The sequence below is a fragment of the Brevundimonas bacteroides DSM 4726 genome, from assembly GCF_000701445.1.
GTDB classification, from domain to species: Bacteria; Pseudomonadota; Alphaproteobacteria; order Caulobacterales; family Caulobacteraceae; genus Brevundimonas; species Brevundimonas bacteroides.
The window spans coordinates 65,721-82,680 of record NZ_JNIX01000001.1 but is presented as its reverse complement, the minus strand read 5'-3'; the positions used below and the strand labels follow the sequence as shown (position 1 = coordinate 82,680).

Genomic DNA, 16,960 nt, shown 5'->3' with positions numbered 1-16,960 from the left:
CCTAATGCGGCTCAGTGCCCGCCCGGCGACCCCGCCGCGGCGATGGAATGGGTCTTGGCTCGCGAGGCGGCGACCGCGAAGGCCACCAGGATCAGATACCCGACCATCGGCACGTAGAAGAGCGGGTTCAGCGTCGCCGAGTTGTCGGCGATCGACCCGGCGATGGGCGGTAGGATGGCCCCGCCGATGATGCCGAACACCAGCAGACCCGAGGTCGCCGGCACCGGTGCGGTCGACCGCTCCAGCGTCAGGGTGAAGATGGTCGGGAACATGATGGAGTTGAAGAAGCCGATGGCGATGGCCGCATAGGCCGCGGTGGTTCCGCCGGTCTGGGTGACGACCAGGCACAGGATCGCCGCGACCGCCGTGTTGAAGATCAGAATCGTGCTCGCCCGAATGGACGTCAGCATCAGCAGGCCGCCGATCAGACGCCCGACCATCGCCCCGCCCCAGTAGAAGGACACGAGTTGGCCCGCCTGGGCGACCGGGATGTCCAGCGTCTCCGGCCGATGCAGGAAGTCGGTCATCAGATCGCCGATGGTCACTTCCGAGCCGACGTAGAAGAAGATGGCGAGGGCGCCGAACACGGCCCAGGGCGACTTCAGCGCCACCAAAGGCGACATGCGGTCCTCGGCGGTCGGCACGGGGGCGGCGGCGTTGATGGTCTTCCTGGCCGTGAAGATGAAGGCGGCGACGACCGCGAAGAACAGGCCCACGGCCAGGAAGGCGATGTCGATGCTGCGCAGAGATTCGGCGCGCACCGCCGGGTCGGTGATGACGGCGTCGGCGGCGAACACGCCCCCCGTCAACAGGATCGGCGCGGCCAGCAGCGGCCCCAGGGTGGTGCCCAGCGAGTTGAAAAACTGCGAGAAGTTCAGCCGCGCGTGGGAGCTCTTCTGCGGACCGAGCGCCGCGACCAGCGGATTGGCCCCGACCTGCAGCAGGGTCACGCCCGACGCGATGATGAACAGCGCGATCAGGACGCCAGGATACCAGTCGACGATGGTGGCGATCGGCACGATCAGGCAGCCCGCGACCATGGTCACCAGGGCGAAGATGATGGCCTTGCTGTAGCCCAGCCGCGCCAGCAGGGCGGCGGCCGGGATCGAGGCGATGCCGTAGGCGATGAACCAGGCGAAGGTGGTCAGCGTCGCCTCGGCGTAGGAGAGCTCGAACACACGGCGCACGGCGGCGATCAGCGGGCCGATCAGCGAGGTTACGAAGCCCCAGGCGAAGAACAGCGTCGTCACATAGGCGAAGGCGAGTCCCGTGCCCTTGGGAGGTGTGGCGTGCGTTTCGGTCGTCATGGCGGGCGGCCTTTCGTCTGATCGGGCCGCGTCGGCCCGTAAGCGGTTACGGATCAAAGGGGTCGCGCGGTTCGCGCGTCGCGTCCAGACAGAAAAATGGCCGCGCGGAGCGATCCGCGCGGCCAGGTTGCCTCAGGAGGAGGCGGCCGCCTCTCGGGGAGAAAGGCGGCCAAGGTCGTCCATCAATAGCGGTAGCTGACGCCGACCAGGAAGGTCCGCCCGTACTGCTGGAAGTCGATCGTCTGGCGCTCGTCGCCGTTCTGGAAGGTCTTGAACGGCTCGTCGGTCAGGTTGTTGACCTGGAACAGGACGTTGGCGCCTTCCAGGATGCCCGACTGGAACTCATAGCCGATCTGGGCGTCGACGATGTTCTCTGCCGCGACCGAGCGCAGGGTGCGGCCATTGCCGAAGCCGGCGACCTCGCCCAGGAAGTCGGAGCGATAGCGGTTGGACGCACGCAGCTGCCAGCCGTTGTTCTCATAGTAGACGGTCAGGTTGGCGACCGTCTCCGACAGGCCCGGAAGCGGGGTCGAGTTGACGCCATCCGGCGTGATTTCCGAAGAGGTCTGCGACACCGAGAACTGGGCACCGAAGCCTTCGAGAGCCGGGTGGAAGATCTCGAACGGCGTCGACAGGGCGAACTCGACGCCCGAGATGTAGCCGCCCTCGCCATTGTCCGGGGCCGAAACCACGCCCTGGTTGATCACTGGAGTGACACCGCCGGTCGGATAGCCGGTGAAGTCAAAGATCTGGTTCCGGTTGTAAACGAAGGTCTCCAGCTCCTTGTAGAAGCCAGCCAGCGACACGTAGCCCGTGCGGTTGGCGAAATAGCGCTCGAACGAGATGTCATAGACGTTCGCGATCGTCGGCCGCAGCTCCGGGTTGCCGCCAGACCCGCTCCAGGGCGAGTTCTGGTCAGGACGCGCCGAGGCATTGTTGCGCGACACGTCGAAGCCGAAGTTCCGCGAGGCGCGCATGTCGTCCATCCGGGCGCGGGCCAGGGTCCGGGCGGCGGCAAAGCGCAGATAGGTGTCCTCGGACACTTCCAGGATGAAGTTGGTCGCCGGCAGGAACTCATCGTACTCCACCCCGCCCGAGACCGCTGTCGAGCGGGTCGAGGCGCCCGAGCCCGAGGCAGCGAAGCCGTTCGAGCTCTGGTCGGTGCCGACATACTGCAGGCCAATGTTGCCGCGCAGCGGCATCGAGCCCAGCATGTGGTCGATGCTCAGCTGGACGTAGCCGGTGTTGACCTTCTCGGTCACCTGCCAGTTGCCGGACAGGACGTCGGCGTTCGGGTTGCGGACGCGGTTGTAGAAACCCGAGTTCACCAGACCGAGCGCGTCGTAGCTGAGCACACCGCCGAGCCCGAGATAGGTCAGCTGGGTCGCCGGGAGCAGGAAGGCCGACGGCACGACCGGCGAGGCGCCGCCGGGAACGCCGAGGAAGAACTGGTCGTTGACGAAGGTCTTCTCGCGCTCGGAGATGTTCACGCCGAACCGTAGATCGGTGAACGGACCGTCGCCAGCGAAGGTATGGCGCGCCTCCAGACGAACGGCGTTGATCTCGTCCTCGATGGACGGATTGTTCAGATAGCCGTCCTGGCCGCCGGGGATGATATCGCCACCCCAGCCCTGAGGGCTGGTCAGACGGATCAGGTTGGGGTCGGCATAGTTCAGGCGGCTCGAGAAGGTCGGCACGCCGTCGTCGTTGATGGTGAAGCCCAGCGTATCCAGAGCGCCCGCCACATCCCGGCCAGTGCCGGCATAGGTCTCCAGGACGACGTCCGTCCGCTCGACCCGCGACATGCTCAGGTCGGCCATAAACGACCAGTTGTCCGTCGCATCGAACACCGTGTTCCAGCCGATCGAGGTGATCTCACTGTCGCGGGTGTTCACGTCGTTGCGCAGGACACCCTTCACGTTGGAGAAGCTGCCGGCGGTGACGAAGCCGTCCTCGGTCGTGTTGATGGTCAGGACCGGACCAGGCCGGCAGGTCGGGGTCTGCACCTGCGGCGTGCCACAAGCTCCCGACGACCCGCCCCACGCCAGCGGAAACTCGATGCCTCGCAGGATCTGGGTGTTCTGGAACTCGGAATAGAACGCGTCGATCGTGGTGTGGAAGCGGTCGTTCGGACGGAACTCCAGCGTCCCCATAAAACCGTCGCGTTCCAGCTCCGACGACATGACGTAGGGCTTGGTGCCGCCGATCACGAAGGCGCCGTTCGCGGCGTTGGGATAGCCCCAGGCGTTGAACCGTTCCGACTGATACGGGCTCTCGATCTGAGCGTATCCGAAGGCCACGCCGATCGTGTCGTCGGCGAACTGGTCGATGTAGGAGAACGAGTAACGCACGCCCTCGTCGGTCGAACCGGCGTTCAGCGCGCCGATGTCGTTCAGCTCATAGCGGATGTTGCCGGCCAGGGCGCGCTGGCCGTAGGCGAGCGGGCGGATGGTCTGCAGGTCGACCGTGCCGGCCAGGCCCTGACCGATCAGCTGGGCGTCCGGCGTCTTGTAGATGGTGACGCCCGACAGCAGTTCCGACGGATACTGGTCGAACTCGACCCCGCGGTTGTCGCCAGTGGTGACCTGTTCGCGGCCGTTCAGCAGCGCGGTGGTGAAATCTGGGCCCAGGCCGCGGATCGAGATCAGCTGGCCCCGGCCATCGAGGCGCTGGACCGTCAGACCCGGCAGGCGCGCGAGCGATTCGGCGATCGATACGTCCGGCAGCTTGCCGATGTCCTCGGCGGTGATGACCTCGACGATCGAGGTGTTGCGCGCCTTCTGGGCGATCGAGCTCCGGATCGAGGCGCGGATGCCGGTGACGATGATTTCGTCGACCTCATCGGCCTGCTGGGGCGCAGCGTCGGCGCTCTGGGCCTGGACGGATCCTGCGAAAGCCAGAGCCGCAAGGACGCCGACCGCGCCTCCGGACAGCAGGCGGGCGCGCGTGATGGTGCGATGGCTCATTCTCATTCCTCCCTGCGGACGTCTCGCGTTTCTGCCGAAGCGATCCCGTCCCACTTCGCAAATCTATGCAAACTCTGCGCAACCTTGCAAGCCCGTAATGCAACGGTCGCAAAAATGGCGAACTCTCCAGAACGCGGTCGCAGCGGGGTTTTTGCGGCGCAACATGCCCACAGGCTTGCCATTGTGTGGCCAGCGTTGCCCGATTGACACGCCGCCCACGTCCTGCAAAATCTTGCAAAGAGACCGCGCGCCACGTCGCTCGCGGCCCGGAGGCAAGGGAGGCGGCCATGGGCGAAAGGGCGAGGTGGACAGCCGCGGCGATGCTGCTGGCGCTGGCGGCCGCCACGGCATCGGCCCAGGACCATCGGCAACGCCTGCCCCAGGACGAGGTGATCTACTTCCTGCTGCCTGACCGCTTGGCCAACGGCGATCGCTCGAACGATACCGGCGGCATCCCGGGTGGACGGCTGGATCACGGCTTCGATCCCACTGACGCCGGCTTCTATCAGGGTGGTGATCTGGCCGGGCTGATACAGCAGCTCGACTACATCCAGGGCCTGGGCGCGACGGCCATCTGGGTCGCGCCGATCTTCAAGAACAAGCCGGTCCAGGGCGAGCCGGGACGGGAGTTCTCGGGAGCCCACGGCTATTGGGCGACCGACTTAACCCGCGTCGACCCTCACTTCGGCGAGAACACCGACATGGCGGCCCTTGTCGAGGCCGCCCATGCGCGCGGCATGAAGGTCTATATGGACATCGTCGCCAACCACACGGCCGACGTGATCCGCTATCGCGAGTGCCCGGGCAACGACTGCGCGTATCGCAGCCGGGCGGACTACCCCTTTACCCGACGCGGCGGCGTGGACGGCGAGGTGATCAACGACGGTTTCGACGGCACGAACTTCGAGCGCCTGACCCGGCCGGATTACGCCTACACGCCCTACGTTCCCGAAGGCGAGGAGACAGTGAAGGTCCCCGCCTGGCTGAACGACCCGATCTACTATCACAACCGGGGCGACACGACCTTCCGCAACGAGAGCTCGACCGACGGCGACTTCGCAGGGCTGGACGACCTGATGACCGAGCATCCTCGCGTCATCCAGGGCATGATCGAGATCTTCGGGGACTGGATCGACCGCTACAAGGTCGACGGCTTCCGCATCGACACCGCCAAACATGTGAACCCGGAGTTCTGGCAGGCCTTCGTGCCGGCCATGCTGGAGCGGGCACAGGCCAACGGCATTCCGAACTTCCACATCTTTGGCGAGGTCTATGACACCGACCCGGCGCAGCTGGCGCGCTACACCCGGGTCGACCGCTATCCCACGGTGCTGGACTTCGGCTTCCAGTCGACCGTGACCGAGATCGTGGCGCGGGACGCCGCGCCCGACACCCTGGCCCGGCTGTTCTCGACCGATGTGCTCTACGAGGGCGGCGAGGCGGCTGCGTTGGCCCTGCCGACCTTCCTCGGCAACCATGACATGGGCCGGATCGGCAACTTCATCCTGACGTCCAAGCCCGGCATCTCGGACGAGGAACTGCTGGCGCGCACGATGCTGGCCCATGCCTTCCTGATGTTCAGCCGGGGCGTGCCCACGATCTACTATGGCGACGAGCAGGGCTTCACCGGTGACGGCGGATATGGCGGCGCGCGCCAGACGCTGTTCCCGACCCAGGTCGCGACCTATGCCGACGACCGGATCATCGGGGGCGCCCAGCCTCCCTACTCCACTCAGGCTCCGCTCTATCAGGCGATCTCGGAGATGGCCCGGCTGCGGGCGGCCGATCCGCGCCTCCGCCGGGGGCTTCAGACCGTGCGGTTCGCCGCCGAGGCGCCCGGCCTGTTCGCCGTCACCCGCCGCATCGAGGGCGAGCCGGGCGAGACCCTGATCGTCTACAACACCTCGACTGCCGAGATTTCCGCCAACATCGAGGTGGACGCCGCCTCGACCGCCTGGTCCTCCTCGCGCGGCGACTGCCCCTCGGCGGCGACCGCCCCCGCCAGCGTTCGAGTCACGGTGCCCGCGCTGGACTTCATCCTTTGCCGTTCCGAGTAGGTGTGCGTTGACGCTTGAAGCCCTGAGCCCCCGAACGCACAGCCTGGACAGCGTGTCAGCCGAGCCACGCCAAGAGTGGTGGCGTGGGGCGGTGATCTATCAGGTCTATCCGCGCAGCTTTGCCGACACCAATGGCGACGGCATCGGCGACCTGCCCGGCGTTACGGCGCATCTGGAGCACATCGCGTCCCTGGGCGTGGACGGCATCTGGCTGTCGCCCTTCTTCACATCGCCGATGAAGGACTTCGGCTACGACGTCGCCGACTACCTGGGGATCGACCCGATCTTCGGCACGCTGGAGGACTTCGACCGGTTGGTCGAGAAGGCCCACCGCCTGGGCCTTAAGGTCATCATCGACCAAGTCTATTCCCACACCTCGGACCTGCACGCCTGGTTCCAGGAAAGCCGTCAGGATCAGACCAACCCCAAGGCCGACTGGTACGTCTGGGCCGACCCCAAGCCGGACGGCACGCCGCCGTCGAACTGGCAGTCCGTTTTCGGAGGCCCGGCCTGGACTTGGGACGCGCGTCGGCACCAGTACTACATGCACAACTTCCTGAAGGAGCAGCCGCAGCTCAACGTCAGGAACCCCGACGTGCAGGAGGCGCTACTGTCGGTGGCGCGGTTCTGGCTGGACAGGGGCGTGGACGGCTTCCGCTGCGACGCCCTGAACTTCTCGATGCACGACCCGGCGCTGACCGACAATCCGCCGGTCACGACGCCCGGCAAGCGGACGCGGCCGTTCGACTACCAACACCATTTCTTCAACCAGTCGCACGGCGACATCCCCGCCTTCCTGACCCGCCTGCGTCAGGTCGCCGACAGCTATGGCGACGACCGTTTCCTGGTCGCCGAAGTCGGGGGCGAACGGGCCAATGAGGAGATGAAGCTCTACACCCAAGGGCCGGACCGGCTGCATTCGGCCTATGGGTTTCTGTATCTCTACGCCGACCGGCTGACGACGGATCTGGTCGATCGTGGACCCGCCATGTGGCCGGGCGGTCCGGGCGAGGGCTGGCCGTCCTGGACCTTTTCGAACCACGACGCGCCGCGCGCGTTGTCACGCTGGGTCGAGGGTCGCGACGAGAAGGCCTTCGCTGAGATGGCGCTTCTGCTGCTCATGACGCTGCGCGGCAACGTCTTCGTCTATCAGGGCGAGGAGCTGGGACTGCCCCAGGCCAAGGTGCCGTTCGAGCGGCTGGTCGATCCCGAAGCCATCATCAACTGGCCCGAGACCCTGGGGCGCGACGGGGCGCGCACACCCATGCCGTGGAAGGCCGACAACGGCTTCGCGGGCTTCTCGGAGGCCGAGCCCTGGCTGCCGGTCGATCCGCGCCACCGGGCCCTGGCCGTGGCCGAGCAGGAGAAGGATCCCTCGGCGACCCTGCATCTGGCGCGTGAGCTCATTGCGCTGAGGAAGGCCCATCCGGCGATGCGGACCGGGTCGATGACCATGCTCGATTCGCCCGACGACCTGCTGCTGTTCACGCGGCAGGAGGGGGGTGAGGGCCTGTTGTGCGCTTTCAACCTGGGCCACCGTCCGATCGCGTGGCGGCCGCCCGCGGGCTGGAGCGTGGTTCAGGCCGTGAACTGTTCCGATCCGTGGTCGGGCGAGCTGCCGCCCTTGGCGGGACTGGTGCTGAGCGAGCCCCGCTGAATGACCTCAGCCGCCGCAGGTCTCGCGCACGATCAGGTCGGTGGGGATGCGCTCCGAACGCCCCCCGCCCTGCCCCGCGTGGTCCAGCAGACGGGAGACCATCAGGCGTCCCGCCTTCATCACGTCTTGCGCAATAGTCGAAAGCGCCGGACGCGCGTAGCGGCTGAAGGGCACGTTGTCGAAGCCGATGACCGACACATCCTGCGGCACCCGCTTGCCCGCATGCAGCAGTGCCCGCACGGCCCCAAGCGCGATCAGGTCCGAGGCGCAGACGATGCCTTCGAACTCCAGTCCCCGCCGCAGCATGGAGTCCACCGAGCCTTCCGCGCTCTCCACCTCGAAGTGGGCGGGCACGATCAGGTCCGGGTCGACGCCCAGCCCTGCAGCCTCCAGCGCCTCGGCGTAGCCCCGTTGGCGCTGGTTGGCCTCGGGCGGATCGAGATCGCCGAGAAAGACGATTCGCTTGCGACCCAGCCGCGCCAGATGCGCCGTCGCCCGGCGTCCGCCGTTGATGTTGTCCGAGCCGATCGAGCAATAGGCCTGGTCCGGCAGCTCTGCGCCCCAGACCACGAAACGCCCGTCGGTCTCGGCCATCCGGTTGAACGCCGTGTGCAGGGTGGACTGCCCCAGGAAGATCACCCCGTCCGCCCGGCTGGTGGTCATGGCGGCGTTCAGCTCGTCGATGTTGCCGGGCGAGACGTGGCTCATCACCAGATCGCAGTCGCGTTCGCGCGCCGCCTCGCCAACCCCAGCCAGCAGTTCCAGCATGAAGGGGTCGTACAGTCGGCCCTCGCGACCCTGCGGGCGCGGCGTCACGAGGGCGATGGTGCCAGACGCGCCAATCGGACCCGCCGGCATGTAGCGGCGGAACGGATAGTCATGCTCGCGCGCCAGCTTCCATATCTTCTGCTTGGTGCGGTCGTTGACGGCCGGATGGTCGTTGAGCGCCCGCGACGCGGTCGAGATCGACACCCCAGCCAGGGCCGCGATGTCCTCCAGTCGGGTCGAGCGCCGGGTCACCGGGTCGCCGTTGCAAATTTTGCTGCAAAACACGTCATCAGCGCATCTGCCCATCAGGCGCGCTGCTTGGCAAGAGCTTCGCTTTAGGAGCCCTCAGGGAGTGAAGACCATGCGTAGTCTGTTGATGATCCTCGCCTTCCTGGCGGTCTGGACGCCGGCCCTGGCCCAGGACAGGCCCGTGGCGTCGGTCTCCTCGCCGAACGGAGCGCTTGTCGTCAGCGTGACGACGGATGGCGATGGCCGACCGAGCTATGCGGTCAGCCGCCTTGGCCGCACGGTGATCGAACCCTCAAAGTTAGGCTTCATCCTGACCGACGCGGCCAAGCTGGAGCGCGGGCTGGAGCTGACGGCGCAGGCCCCCACCGATTACGATGAGACGTGGGAGCAGCCCTGGGGCGAGCGGCGCTTCATTCGCAATCATTATCGAGAGCTGCGGGTCACCTTCACCGAGCGCGCCGACCTGCGCCGGACATTCGACGTCGTCTTCCGCGTCTATGACGACGGCCTGGGCTTCCGTTACGAGTTCCCCGAGCAGGACAGCCTGCGTACGGTCCGCATCGGCTCGGAGCTGACCGAGTTCAACATCGCTGAGGACGGAGAGGCCTGGTGGATTCCGGCCTGGGAATGGAACCGCGAGGAATACCTCTATCACCGCACGCCCATCGAGGGCGCGGGCTCGACCCAGACGCCGATGACCCTGCGCCTGAACTCTGGCCTGCACGTCTCGATCCATGAGGCGGCCCTGGTCAACTACTCCGGCATGAACCTGCGCCGGTCCGAGGGTCGCCGCTTCGTCGCGGACCTGACGCCCGGCTTCACCAACGCGGCGGTCGAGCGCGAGGCCCCCTTCCCCACCCCGTGGCGGACGCTGCAGATCACCGACACGGCCGGCGGCCTGGTTGAATCCAGCCTGATCCTGAACCTGAACGAGCCCAATGCGCTGGGCGACGTCAGCTGGGTCCGGCCGATGAAGTACGTCGGCGTCTGGTGGGAAATGCACCTGGACACCAAGACTTGGGCCAGCGGCCCGCGTCACGGCGCGACCAACGAGAACGTGCGCCGCCACATCGACTTCGCCGCCGAGCATGGCTTCGGCGGCGTGCTGGTCGAGGGCTGGAACGTCGGCTGGGACGGCAACTGGTTCGGCAACGGCTGGGACTACTCCTTCACCGAGAGCTACCCCGACTTCGACATCGAGGCCCTGTCGGCCTACGCCAGCGAGCGCGGCGTCCAGATCATCGGTCACCACGAGACCGGGGGGAACGCCTACCACTACGAGCAGCAGATGGAGGCCGGCTTCGACCTCTATGAACGGCTCGGCATCGGGGCGGTGAAGACGGGCTATGTCGCCGACGCCGGCGGGGCGCGGGTCACCGGGCCGGACGGCCAGCCGACCTTCGCCTGGCATGAGAGCCAGGCAATGGCGCGCCACCACATGGCCGTCGTGACCGAGGCGGCCGAGCGCCGCATCGCCGTCAATCCTCACGAGCCGATCAAGGACACTGGCCTTCGCCGCACCTATCCCAACTGGGTCACACGCGAAGGCGCGCGCGGCATGGAGTTCAGCGCCTGGGGCCAGCCCGGCAATCCGCCCGAGCACGAGGTCAACCTGATCTTCACCCGCCTGCTGGCCGGGCCGATGGACTATACGCCGGGCATCTTCGGCATGGTGACGCGCAGCCCCGACGGCATCGCCACCACCTGGGCCAAGCAGCTGGCGCTCTATGTCACCATCTACAGCCCGCTGCAGATGGCGGCCGATCTGCTGGATAACTACGAGGCCAATCCGGCGCCGTTCCAGTTCATCAAGGACGTCGCGGTGGACTGGGACGAGACACGCGTCCTGAACGGCGAGATCGGCGACTACGTCACCATCGCGCGGCGCGAGCGGGAGGGGCGGGAGTGGTTCCTCGGCTCCATCACCGACGAGCATCCCCGCGTCCTGTCGGCGGACCTGAGCTTCCTCGAACCCGGCGTCCGCTACCGCGCCGAGATCTATCGCGATGGGCCCGACGCCGACTGGCGAGACGGGAACGGCCGCAGCCGCACCGACATCGTCATCGAGCAGCGCGAGGTCACCTCGGCCGAGACCCTGACGCTGGCGCTCGCGCCCGGCGGCGGCCAGGCCATCCGGTTCGTGCCGCTGGGGAGGGCCCGTCGGTGACCCTTTCCGCCACCTTACCCTCCGCCCGCCCGCGTCTGACGCGGCTGGCCATCTGGAACATGTGCGTCGGCTTCTTCGGCATCCAGATCGGCTTCGGCCTGCAGAACGCCAACACCAGCCGCATTTTCCAGACCCTGGGCGCGGAGGTCGACAGCCTGGCCATCCTGTGGATCGCCGCGCCCCTGACCGGCCTGATCGTCCAGCCGATCATCGGCCATTTCAGCGACAAGACCTGGGGGCCGCTCGGCCGTCGCCGCCCCTATTTCCTGTTCGGCGCGGTCGCCACGACCATCGCCCTGATCTTCATGCCCAACGTCCCGGTGCTCTGGATGGCGGCGGCGACGCTGTGGATCATGGACGCGGCGATCAACGTCACGATGGAGCCGTTCCGCGCCTTCGTCGGCGACAACCTGCCCGAGGAACAGCGCGCCACCGGCTATGCGATGCAGAGCTTCTTCATCGGCACGGGCGCGGTCTTCGCCTCCTGCCTGCCATGGATGTTGACGCAGATCGGCGTCGCCAACACCGCGCCCGAAGGCATCGTGCCGGACAGCGTGCGGATCAGCTTCTACGTCGGCGCCGCCTTCATGCTGACGGCTGTTTTGTGGACCGTCTTCTCGACGAAGGAATACAGCCCCGAACAGATCGACGCATTCGAGGGCGCCCGCCCCGAGCCGCTGGCGCACGAGGCCATGCGTCCCGCCTCGCGCTATCTGTCGGGCGGCATGCTGTGGCTGATCGCCGGAGCGCTGGCCTTCCTCGCCGTCTGGTTCGTGCGCGACCAGGCCGCCGCCCTGCCCGCCGACATCGAGGACTGGAGAAAGTCCGTCGGCAAGGAGCTGTATGTGCTGGCCGGCTTCGTCGCCGGGTTCGGCGCGTTGCAGCTGGTCGTCGCCGCCATGCGCCGCGCCGCGAAATCCAACGGCCTGACCGAGGTGCTCGACGACATGTTCGGCATGCCCGAGACCATGCGCGGCCTGGCGGTGGTCCAGTTTTTCAGCTGGTTCGCCCTGTTCGCCATGTGGATCTACACCACGGCCGCCGTCACGGCGGTCCACTTCGGGTCAAGCGACACCACCTCGGCGGCCTATAATGAGGGCGCGGACTGGGTCGGCGTGCTGTTCGGCGTCTACAACGGCGTCGCGGCCCTGGTGGCCTTCGGCCTGCCGGTGCTGGCCCGCCGGATCGGCAAGCGGGGGGCCCATGCGGTGGCCTTGGCCATGGGCGGGATTGGCCTGATCGGCATCTTCCTGATCCGTGATCCGCAGATGCTGTGGCTGCCAATGGTCGGCGTCGGCATTGCCTGGGCCTCGATCGTGTCGATGCCGTACGCCATCCTGTCCAGCGCCGTGCCGGGCCGGAAGATGGGAGTGTACATGGGGGTGTTCAACATCTTCATCGTGGTGCCCCAGCTGGTCGCCGCGACCCTGCTGGGCCTGATGCTGAACGCCCTGTTCCAGTCCCAGGCGATCTGGGCGCTGGTGGTCGGCGGCGTGAGCTTCTTCATCGCCGCGGCCATGAGCCTGCGCGTCCGCGAGGTGAAGGCGTGAACCGGCGCGCCCTGCTGACGACCCTCGCCGCCCTGCCCTTCACCGGGTCGACGCTCGCCCAGACGGGCGCGATCGCCGGTGGGCGACTGGTCGAATACGAGGCCGTCGCCTCCGCCCATCTGGGGCCGAGGAACGTCACCGTCTGGCTGCCCCCCGGATACGACGCGGGCGATGCGCGCCACCCCGTCCTCTACATGCACGACGGCCAGAACCTGTTCGATCCGGCCCGCGCCAGCTTCGGCGAATGGGGCGTGGACGAGCATCTGGTGCGCCTGATCGAGACTGGCCAGGTGCGCGCCCCCATCGTCGTCGGCGTCTGGAACACGCCGCTTCGCCTGCGCGAATATGTGCCCGCCGATCTGATCGCGGCCCTGCCCGGCGAGGTGCGCGACAGCCTGATGCCGATGTACGGCGGCCCGCCCCTGTCCGATCAATACCTGCGCTTCCTGGTCGAGGAGCTGAAGCCCCGCATCGACGCCGAATACCGCACCCTGCCCGGCCGCGACGACACGGTCATCGCGGGCTCCAGCATGGGCGGCCTGATCTCGCTCTACGCCATGATGAAGCATCCGGAGGTGTTCGGCGCGGCGGGTTGCCTGTCGACCCACTGGCCGCTTCGTCTCGAGCGGCTGGAGGGCGATGCGCTGAACACGTGGCGCGAGGCCGTGGTCCAGGCCTGGTCCGACGTGATCCGGGCCGGCCTGCCCGATCCGGCGACGCATCGCCTGTACATGGACCGGGGCGACGAGACGCTGGACCAGTTCTACGCCTTCTTCCAGTCGCGCATCGACACGGTGATCCGCGACGCCGGCTGGGCCCCCGATCGCTTCAGGACGCTCGTTTTCCCGACCGCCGAGCACAACGAGAAGAGCTGGAACAGCCGCCTCGACGTGCCCCTGACCTTCCTCCTTCCCGCCTGAGAGTGACCCCATGCGTAGACTGACCTCGATCCTGATGGCCGGATCGGCCGCCCTGGCGCTCGGAGCCTGCGCCTCCGTGCCGGACTGGATGCCGGGGTCTTCGGAGGCGGCTTCGGCTGTCGTCGCCGAGGCCGTCGCCCCCGGCGCGCCTGGCGACCGGCCGACCTGGGTCAACGCGGCCAAGACCGGAGCAGGCTCGTCGTACGAGGCCTATGTTGACGGCCGCTACGCCGACGGCGGGCCGACCGGGGCGGTGTCGAAGGTGTGGTTCTCCATCGCCGACGGCGTGCTGACGGAGACCATGTACGGCCTGATCCATGAGGCGCAGATCAAGCAGCTGCGCTTCGCGGTCGCCACCGACAGCGGCCTTGCGGTTGAGGGCGCCGACACCGTCGACCGGACCGAATATCTGCACACTGACGCCCAGGGCCGCCCACTTTCGGCCGCCTATCGCATCACAACCACCGACCGGGACGGCCGCTTCGAGATCGAAAAGCGCGTCTTCACCGATCCCGATCGGCAGGCCCTGATGCTGCGCGTCACCGTCCGGGCCCTGTCGTCGGACGTCACGCCCTGGCTGCTGCTGGAACCGCACGTCGCCAACACCGGAGTGGGCGACCGGGGCGAGGCGACCCCCGAGGCGCTCCATGCCTTTGAAGGCGACACCCATCTGATCCTGCGCCCCCGCGCGCCGTTCGAGACCGCCAGCGCGGGCTTCGTCGGGAACTCGGACGCCCTGACCGATCTGGCCGACGGCGATCTGGACGTCGCCTATCGCTCGACCGGGAACCAGGGCGGCAACATTATGCTGGCCGGCGGCCTGCCCACGATCATGGCGGGGCAGAGCCTCACCCGCGACTTCGTCATCGGCTTCGGCGAAACCCGCGAGGATGCGGAAGGCGCCGCCGACGGTGCCCTGGCGACCGGATATGAGACCGTGCTGACCAACTTCAACGGCGAAGGCGCCGCCGTCGGCTGGGAAGACTACATCGCCTCTCTCGACCAGCTGCCCCGCCTGGCCGAGCAGTCCACCGACGGCGGCAAGCTGGCCTATGCCTCTGCCCTGATGCTGAAGGTGCAGGAGGACCGCACCTATGCTGGCGCCCTGATCGCGTCGCTGTCCAACCCGTGGGGCGACACGGTCGACGCCACCAACCCCTCCACCGGCTACAAGGCCGTCTGGCCGCGCGACTTCTATCAGGTGGCCATGGCCATGCTGGCTCTGGGCGACACCGAGACGCCGCTGGCCGCCTTCCGCTACCTGCCGCAGGTCCAGGTCCGGGCTGAGACGCCGGGCAATACCGGTGCGACGGGCTGGTTCCTGCAGAAGACCTGGGTCGACGGCACCATCGAATGGGTCGCGGTCCAGATGGACCAGACCGCCATGCCGATCATGCTGGGCTGGCGGCTGTGGAAGGACGGCGTGGTGTCCGACGCCGAGATGGCGCGCATGTACCGCGGGATGATCAAGCCCGCCGCCGACTTTCTCGTCGCGGGCGGCACGCTTGGCATCCTCTGGAACGACCGGACGGTCACGCCCCCTTGGACCCAGCAGGAGCGCTGGGAGGAGCAGGAGGGCTATTCCCCGTCCACCACCGCCGCGGTCGTCGCGGGACTGGTGACCGCCGCCGAAATCGCACGGGCGTCGGGAGACGGCGCGTCCGCCGAGCGCTACCTCGCCGCCGCCGACGACTATGCCGGCAAGATCGAGAGCCGGATGTTCACGACGAACGGATCGCTGGGCGACGGCGACTACTTCGTGCGCATCACCCGCAACGAGGATCCGAACGACCGCGCCCCCATTGGCGAGGCCAATGCCCAGCAAGGCCTGCCCGAGGACCAGATCGTCGACGGCGGCTTCCTGGAACTCGTCCGCTATGGCGTACGCCGCGCCGACGCGCCGTCGATCCTGGCGACCCTGCCCGAATACGACGATCAGACCCGCGAAGACCGGCTGCGCGTCCGCTATGACCTGAACGGCTTCCCGGCCTTCCGCCGCTACGGCAACGACGGCTACGGCGAGAACGTCGAGACGGGCGGAAGCTACGGCGTCGGCGGCATGACGCCGGGCCAGCGCGGGCGGGTCTGGCCCTTCTTCACCGGCGAGCGCGGGCACTACGAACTAGCGCGCGCGCTCCAGGGCGGATCAGCTTCGCTCGCCGACCTGACCCGCATCCGGAACACCTATGTCGCCGGTATGGAGAGCTTCGCCAACGGCGGCCTGCTGCTGCCTGAACAGGTCTGGGACGGCGTCGGCGACCGCACGCGGTTCGACTACGAGCCCGGGCAAGGCACCAACTCGGCCACGCCCCTGGCCTGGACACATGCGGAATACATCAAGCTGCTGAGATCGTTGGCCGACCGCCAGGTCTGGGACCGCTACGCCCCGGTGGCGGAGCGCTACGGACGTTAGTCGACGGCTTCTCCCTCCCCCTCCATGGGGAGGGACCGCGAGGCGTAGCCGAGCGCCGGTAGGGACGTTCGGTGCGGACTCGCTTTTCGGACCCCACCCGGATCGCTGCGCGATCATCCCTCCCCATGAAGGGGAGGGAGATACGTTTACTCTCAGAATGCCGCCTTCACCGTCGCCACGAACCGGTCCTCGGCGATGGCGAGGCCGTCGATGTCGGTGTCGTGGTAACGCAGGTCCAGCGTCAGGTTGTCGGTCACGGCATAGGCCGCGCCGAGGTTCCAGGTGACGTAGTCGTCCGATACGTCCAGCCACTGCTGACCGACAGCACCCGAGACCGTCCAGCCGACCGTCGTGGCATAGGCCCCGTTCAGCTCCAAATAGGTCGCCTCGTCGTCGGCGCCGAAGAAATCCGGCGAGACGTAGAGAGCCACGCCGCCCGTGAACGGCCCCACGGCGCGCGAGGCAGCGGCCTTGAACTCGACGTAGTCATAGTCGGCTCCACCCGGCGCGTTGCCGTAGAGGTAACCCACCACGCCGAAGTCGAGCGCATACCCCCCCGCCTCGGTGCGGAAGCCGCCATAGAGATCGACCTCGAGGTCGGTGTCGTCACCAAAGTCGACGTTGGAGGCCCACGCCCCGGCGTAGAAGGAGCCGACGCTCAGATCGACGCCACCGGAAACGGCAGGGTCCTCGAGGCTCTGGCTCACGCCACGGAAGACGTAGTCAGTGCCGACCGCGGCGTTGAACGCGATGTCGATGTCATCTTGCGCCGACGCGGCGAACGGTACGGCGGTGAGGAGCGCGGCGGCCAGCGCGGCGCAAGTCGTGTGAAGTTTCATCTGGCTATCCCCTGGTTTCTTTTGTCCCGACACTAAAAAAAGCCACCGGGCGCGAGGGAGGATCGCG

10 protein-coding genes are annotated in these 16,960 nt (G+C 67.4%); 6 read left to right on the top strand and 4 right to left on the bottom strand.

Annotation, left to right across the window (positions count from 1 at the left end; genetic code table 11):
• Positions 1 to 11: 11 nt before the first annotated feature.
• Positions 12 to 1,307, bottom strand: coding sequence for a glucose/galactose MFS transporter (gene gluP, locus Q333_RS0100305; protein ID WP_035293422.1), 1,296 nt, complete (start codon positions 1,305 to 1,307; stop codon positions 12 to 14).
• Between the two features lie 182 nt (positions 1,308 to 1,489).
• On the bottom strand, positions 1,490 to 4,273 hold the full coding sequence (locus tag Q333_RS0100300; protein ID WP_029414746.1) for a TonB-dependent receptor: 2,784 nt from the start codon (positions 4,271 to 4,273) through the stop codon (positions 1,490 to 1,492).
• A 287-nt stretch (positions 4,274 to 4,560) separates the two neighbouring features.
• Here Q333_RS0100300 and Q333_RS0100295 point away from each other — a divergent pair, with 287 nt between their 5' ends.
• Positions 4,561 to 6,330 (top strand): alpha-amylase family glycosyl hydrolase, encoded by a 1,770-nt coding sequence (locus Q333_RS0100295; protein ID WP_029414745.1) that lies wholly within the window; start codon positions 4,561 to 4,563, stop codon positions 6,328 to 6,330.
• A gap of 52 nt (positions 6,331 to 6,382) precedes the next feature.
• On the top strand, positions 6,383 to 7,987 hold the full coding sequence (locus Q333_RS0100290) for an alpha-amylase family glycosyl hydrolase (RefSeq protein ID WP_035293420.1): 1,605 nt from the start codon (positions 6,383 to 6,385) through the stop codon (positions 7,985 to 7,987).
• Between the two features lie 6 nt (positions 7,988 to 7,993).
• Here the strand turns inward: Q333_RS0100290 and Q333_RS0100285 are convergent, their stop codons facing one another.
• Entirely contained in the window at positions 7,994 to 9,007 is a 1,014-nt protein-coding gene (locus Q333_RS0100285; RefSeq protein ID WP_029414743.1) for a LacI family DNA-binding transcriptional regulator, read from the bottom strand.
• A gap of 109 nt (positions 9,008 to 9,116) precedes the next feature.
• Between Q333_RS0100285 and Q333_RS0100280 the strand changes: the two genes are divergently transcribed.
• From Q333_RS0100280 to Q333_RS0100265, 4 genes are all read left to right on the top strand, one after another.
• Positions 9,117 to 11,171 (top strand): glycoside hydrolase family 97 protein, encoded by a 2,055-nt coding sequence (locus Q333_RS0100280; RefSeq protein ID WP_029414742.1) that lies wholly within the window; start codon positions 9,117 to 9,119, stop codon positions 11,169 to 11,171.
• Positions 11,172 to 11,230: 59 nt separating this feature from the next.
• Positions 11,231 to 12,721: an MFS transporter gene (locus tag Q333_RS0100275; protein ID WP_051651012.1), complete on the top strand. Its 1,491-nt coding sequence runs from the start codon at positions 11,231 to 11,233 to the stop codon at positions 12,719 to 12,721.
• Positions 12,718 to 13,641 (top strand): alpha/beta hydrolase, encoded by a 924-nt coding sequence (locus Q333_RS0100270; RefSeq protein WP_029414740.1) that lies wholly within the window; start codon positions 12,718 to 12,720, stop codon positions 13,639 to 13,641. Before Q333_RS0100275 ends, Q333_RS0100270 begins: the two co-directional genes overlap by 4 nt.
• Before the next feature lie 88 nt (positions 13,642 to 13,729).
• A complete protein-coding gene (locus tag Q333_RS0100265) occupies positions 13,730 to 16,054 on the top strand; it encodes a glucan 1,4-alpha-glucosidase (protein WP_407059704.1) in 2,325 nt (774 codons plus the stop codon).
• A 152-nt stretch (positions 16,055 to 16,206) separates the two neighbouring features.
• On the opposite strand, the gene Q333_RS0100260 is transcribed toward Q333_RS0100265, so the two are convergent.
• Positions 16,207 to 16,893 carry a TorF family putative porin gene (locus Q333_RS0100260; RefSeq protein WP_029414738.1) on the bottom strand — a complete coding sequence of 229 codons (687 nt, stop codon included), beginning with the start codon at positions 16,891 to 16,893 and terminating at the stop codon, positions 16,207 to 16,209.
• Positions 16,894 to 16,960 lie beyond the last annotated feature (67 nt).

Excerpts from the sequence above, each read along its gene's own strand:
- gluP (WP_035293422.1), bottom strand. The coding sequence starts at position 1,307 with ATGACGACCGAAACGCACGCCACACCTCCCAAGGGCACGGGACTCGCC.
- Q333_RS0100300 (WP_029414746.1), bottom strand. The coding sequence starts at position 4,273 with ATGAGCCATCGCACCATCACGCGCGCCCGCCTGCTGTCCGGAGGCGCG.
- Q333_RS0100295 (WP_029414745.1), top strand. The coding sequence starts at position 4,561 with ATGGGCGAAAGGGCGAGGTGGACAGCCGCGGCGATGCTGCTGGCGCTG.
- Q333_RS0100280 (WP_029414742.1), top strand. The coding sequence starts at position 9,117 with ATGCGTAGTCTGTTGATGATCCTCGCCTTCCTGGCGGTCTGGACGCCG.
- Q333_RS0100275 (WP_051651012.1), top strand. The coding sequence starts at position 11,231 with ATGTGCGTCGGCTTCTTCGGCATCCAGATCGGCTTCGGCCTGCAGAAC.
- Q333_RS0100265 (WP_407059704.1), top strand. The coding sequence starts at position 13,730 with ATGCCGGGGTCTTCGGAGGCGGCTTCGGCTGTCGTCGCCGAGGCCGTC.
- Q333_RS0100260 (WP_029414738.1), bottom strand. The coding sequence starts at position 16,893 with ATGAAACTTCACACGACTTGCGCCGCGCTGGCCGCCGCGCTCCTCACC.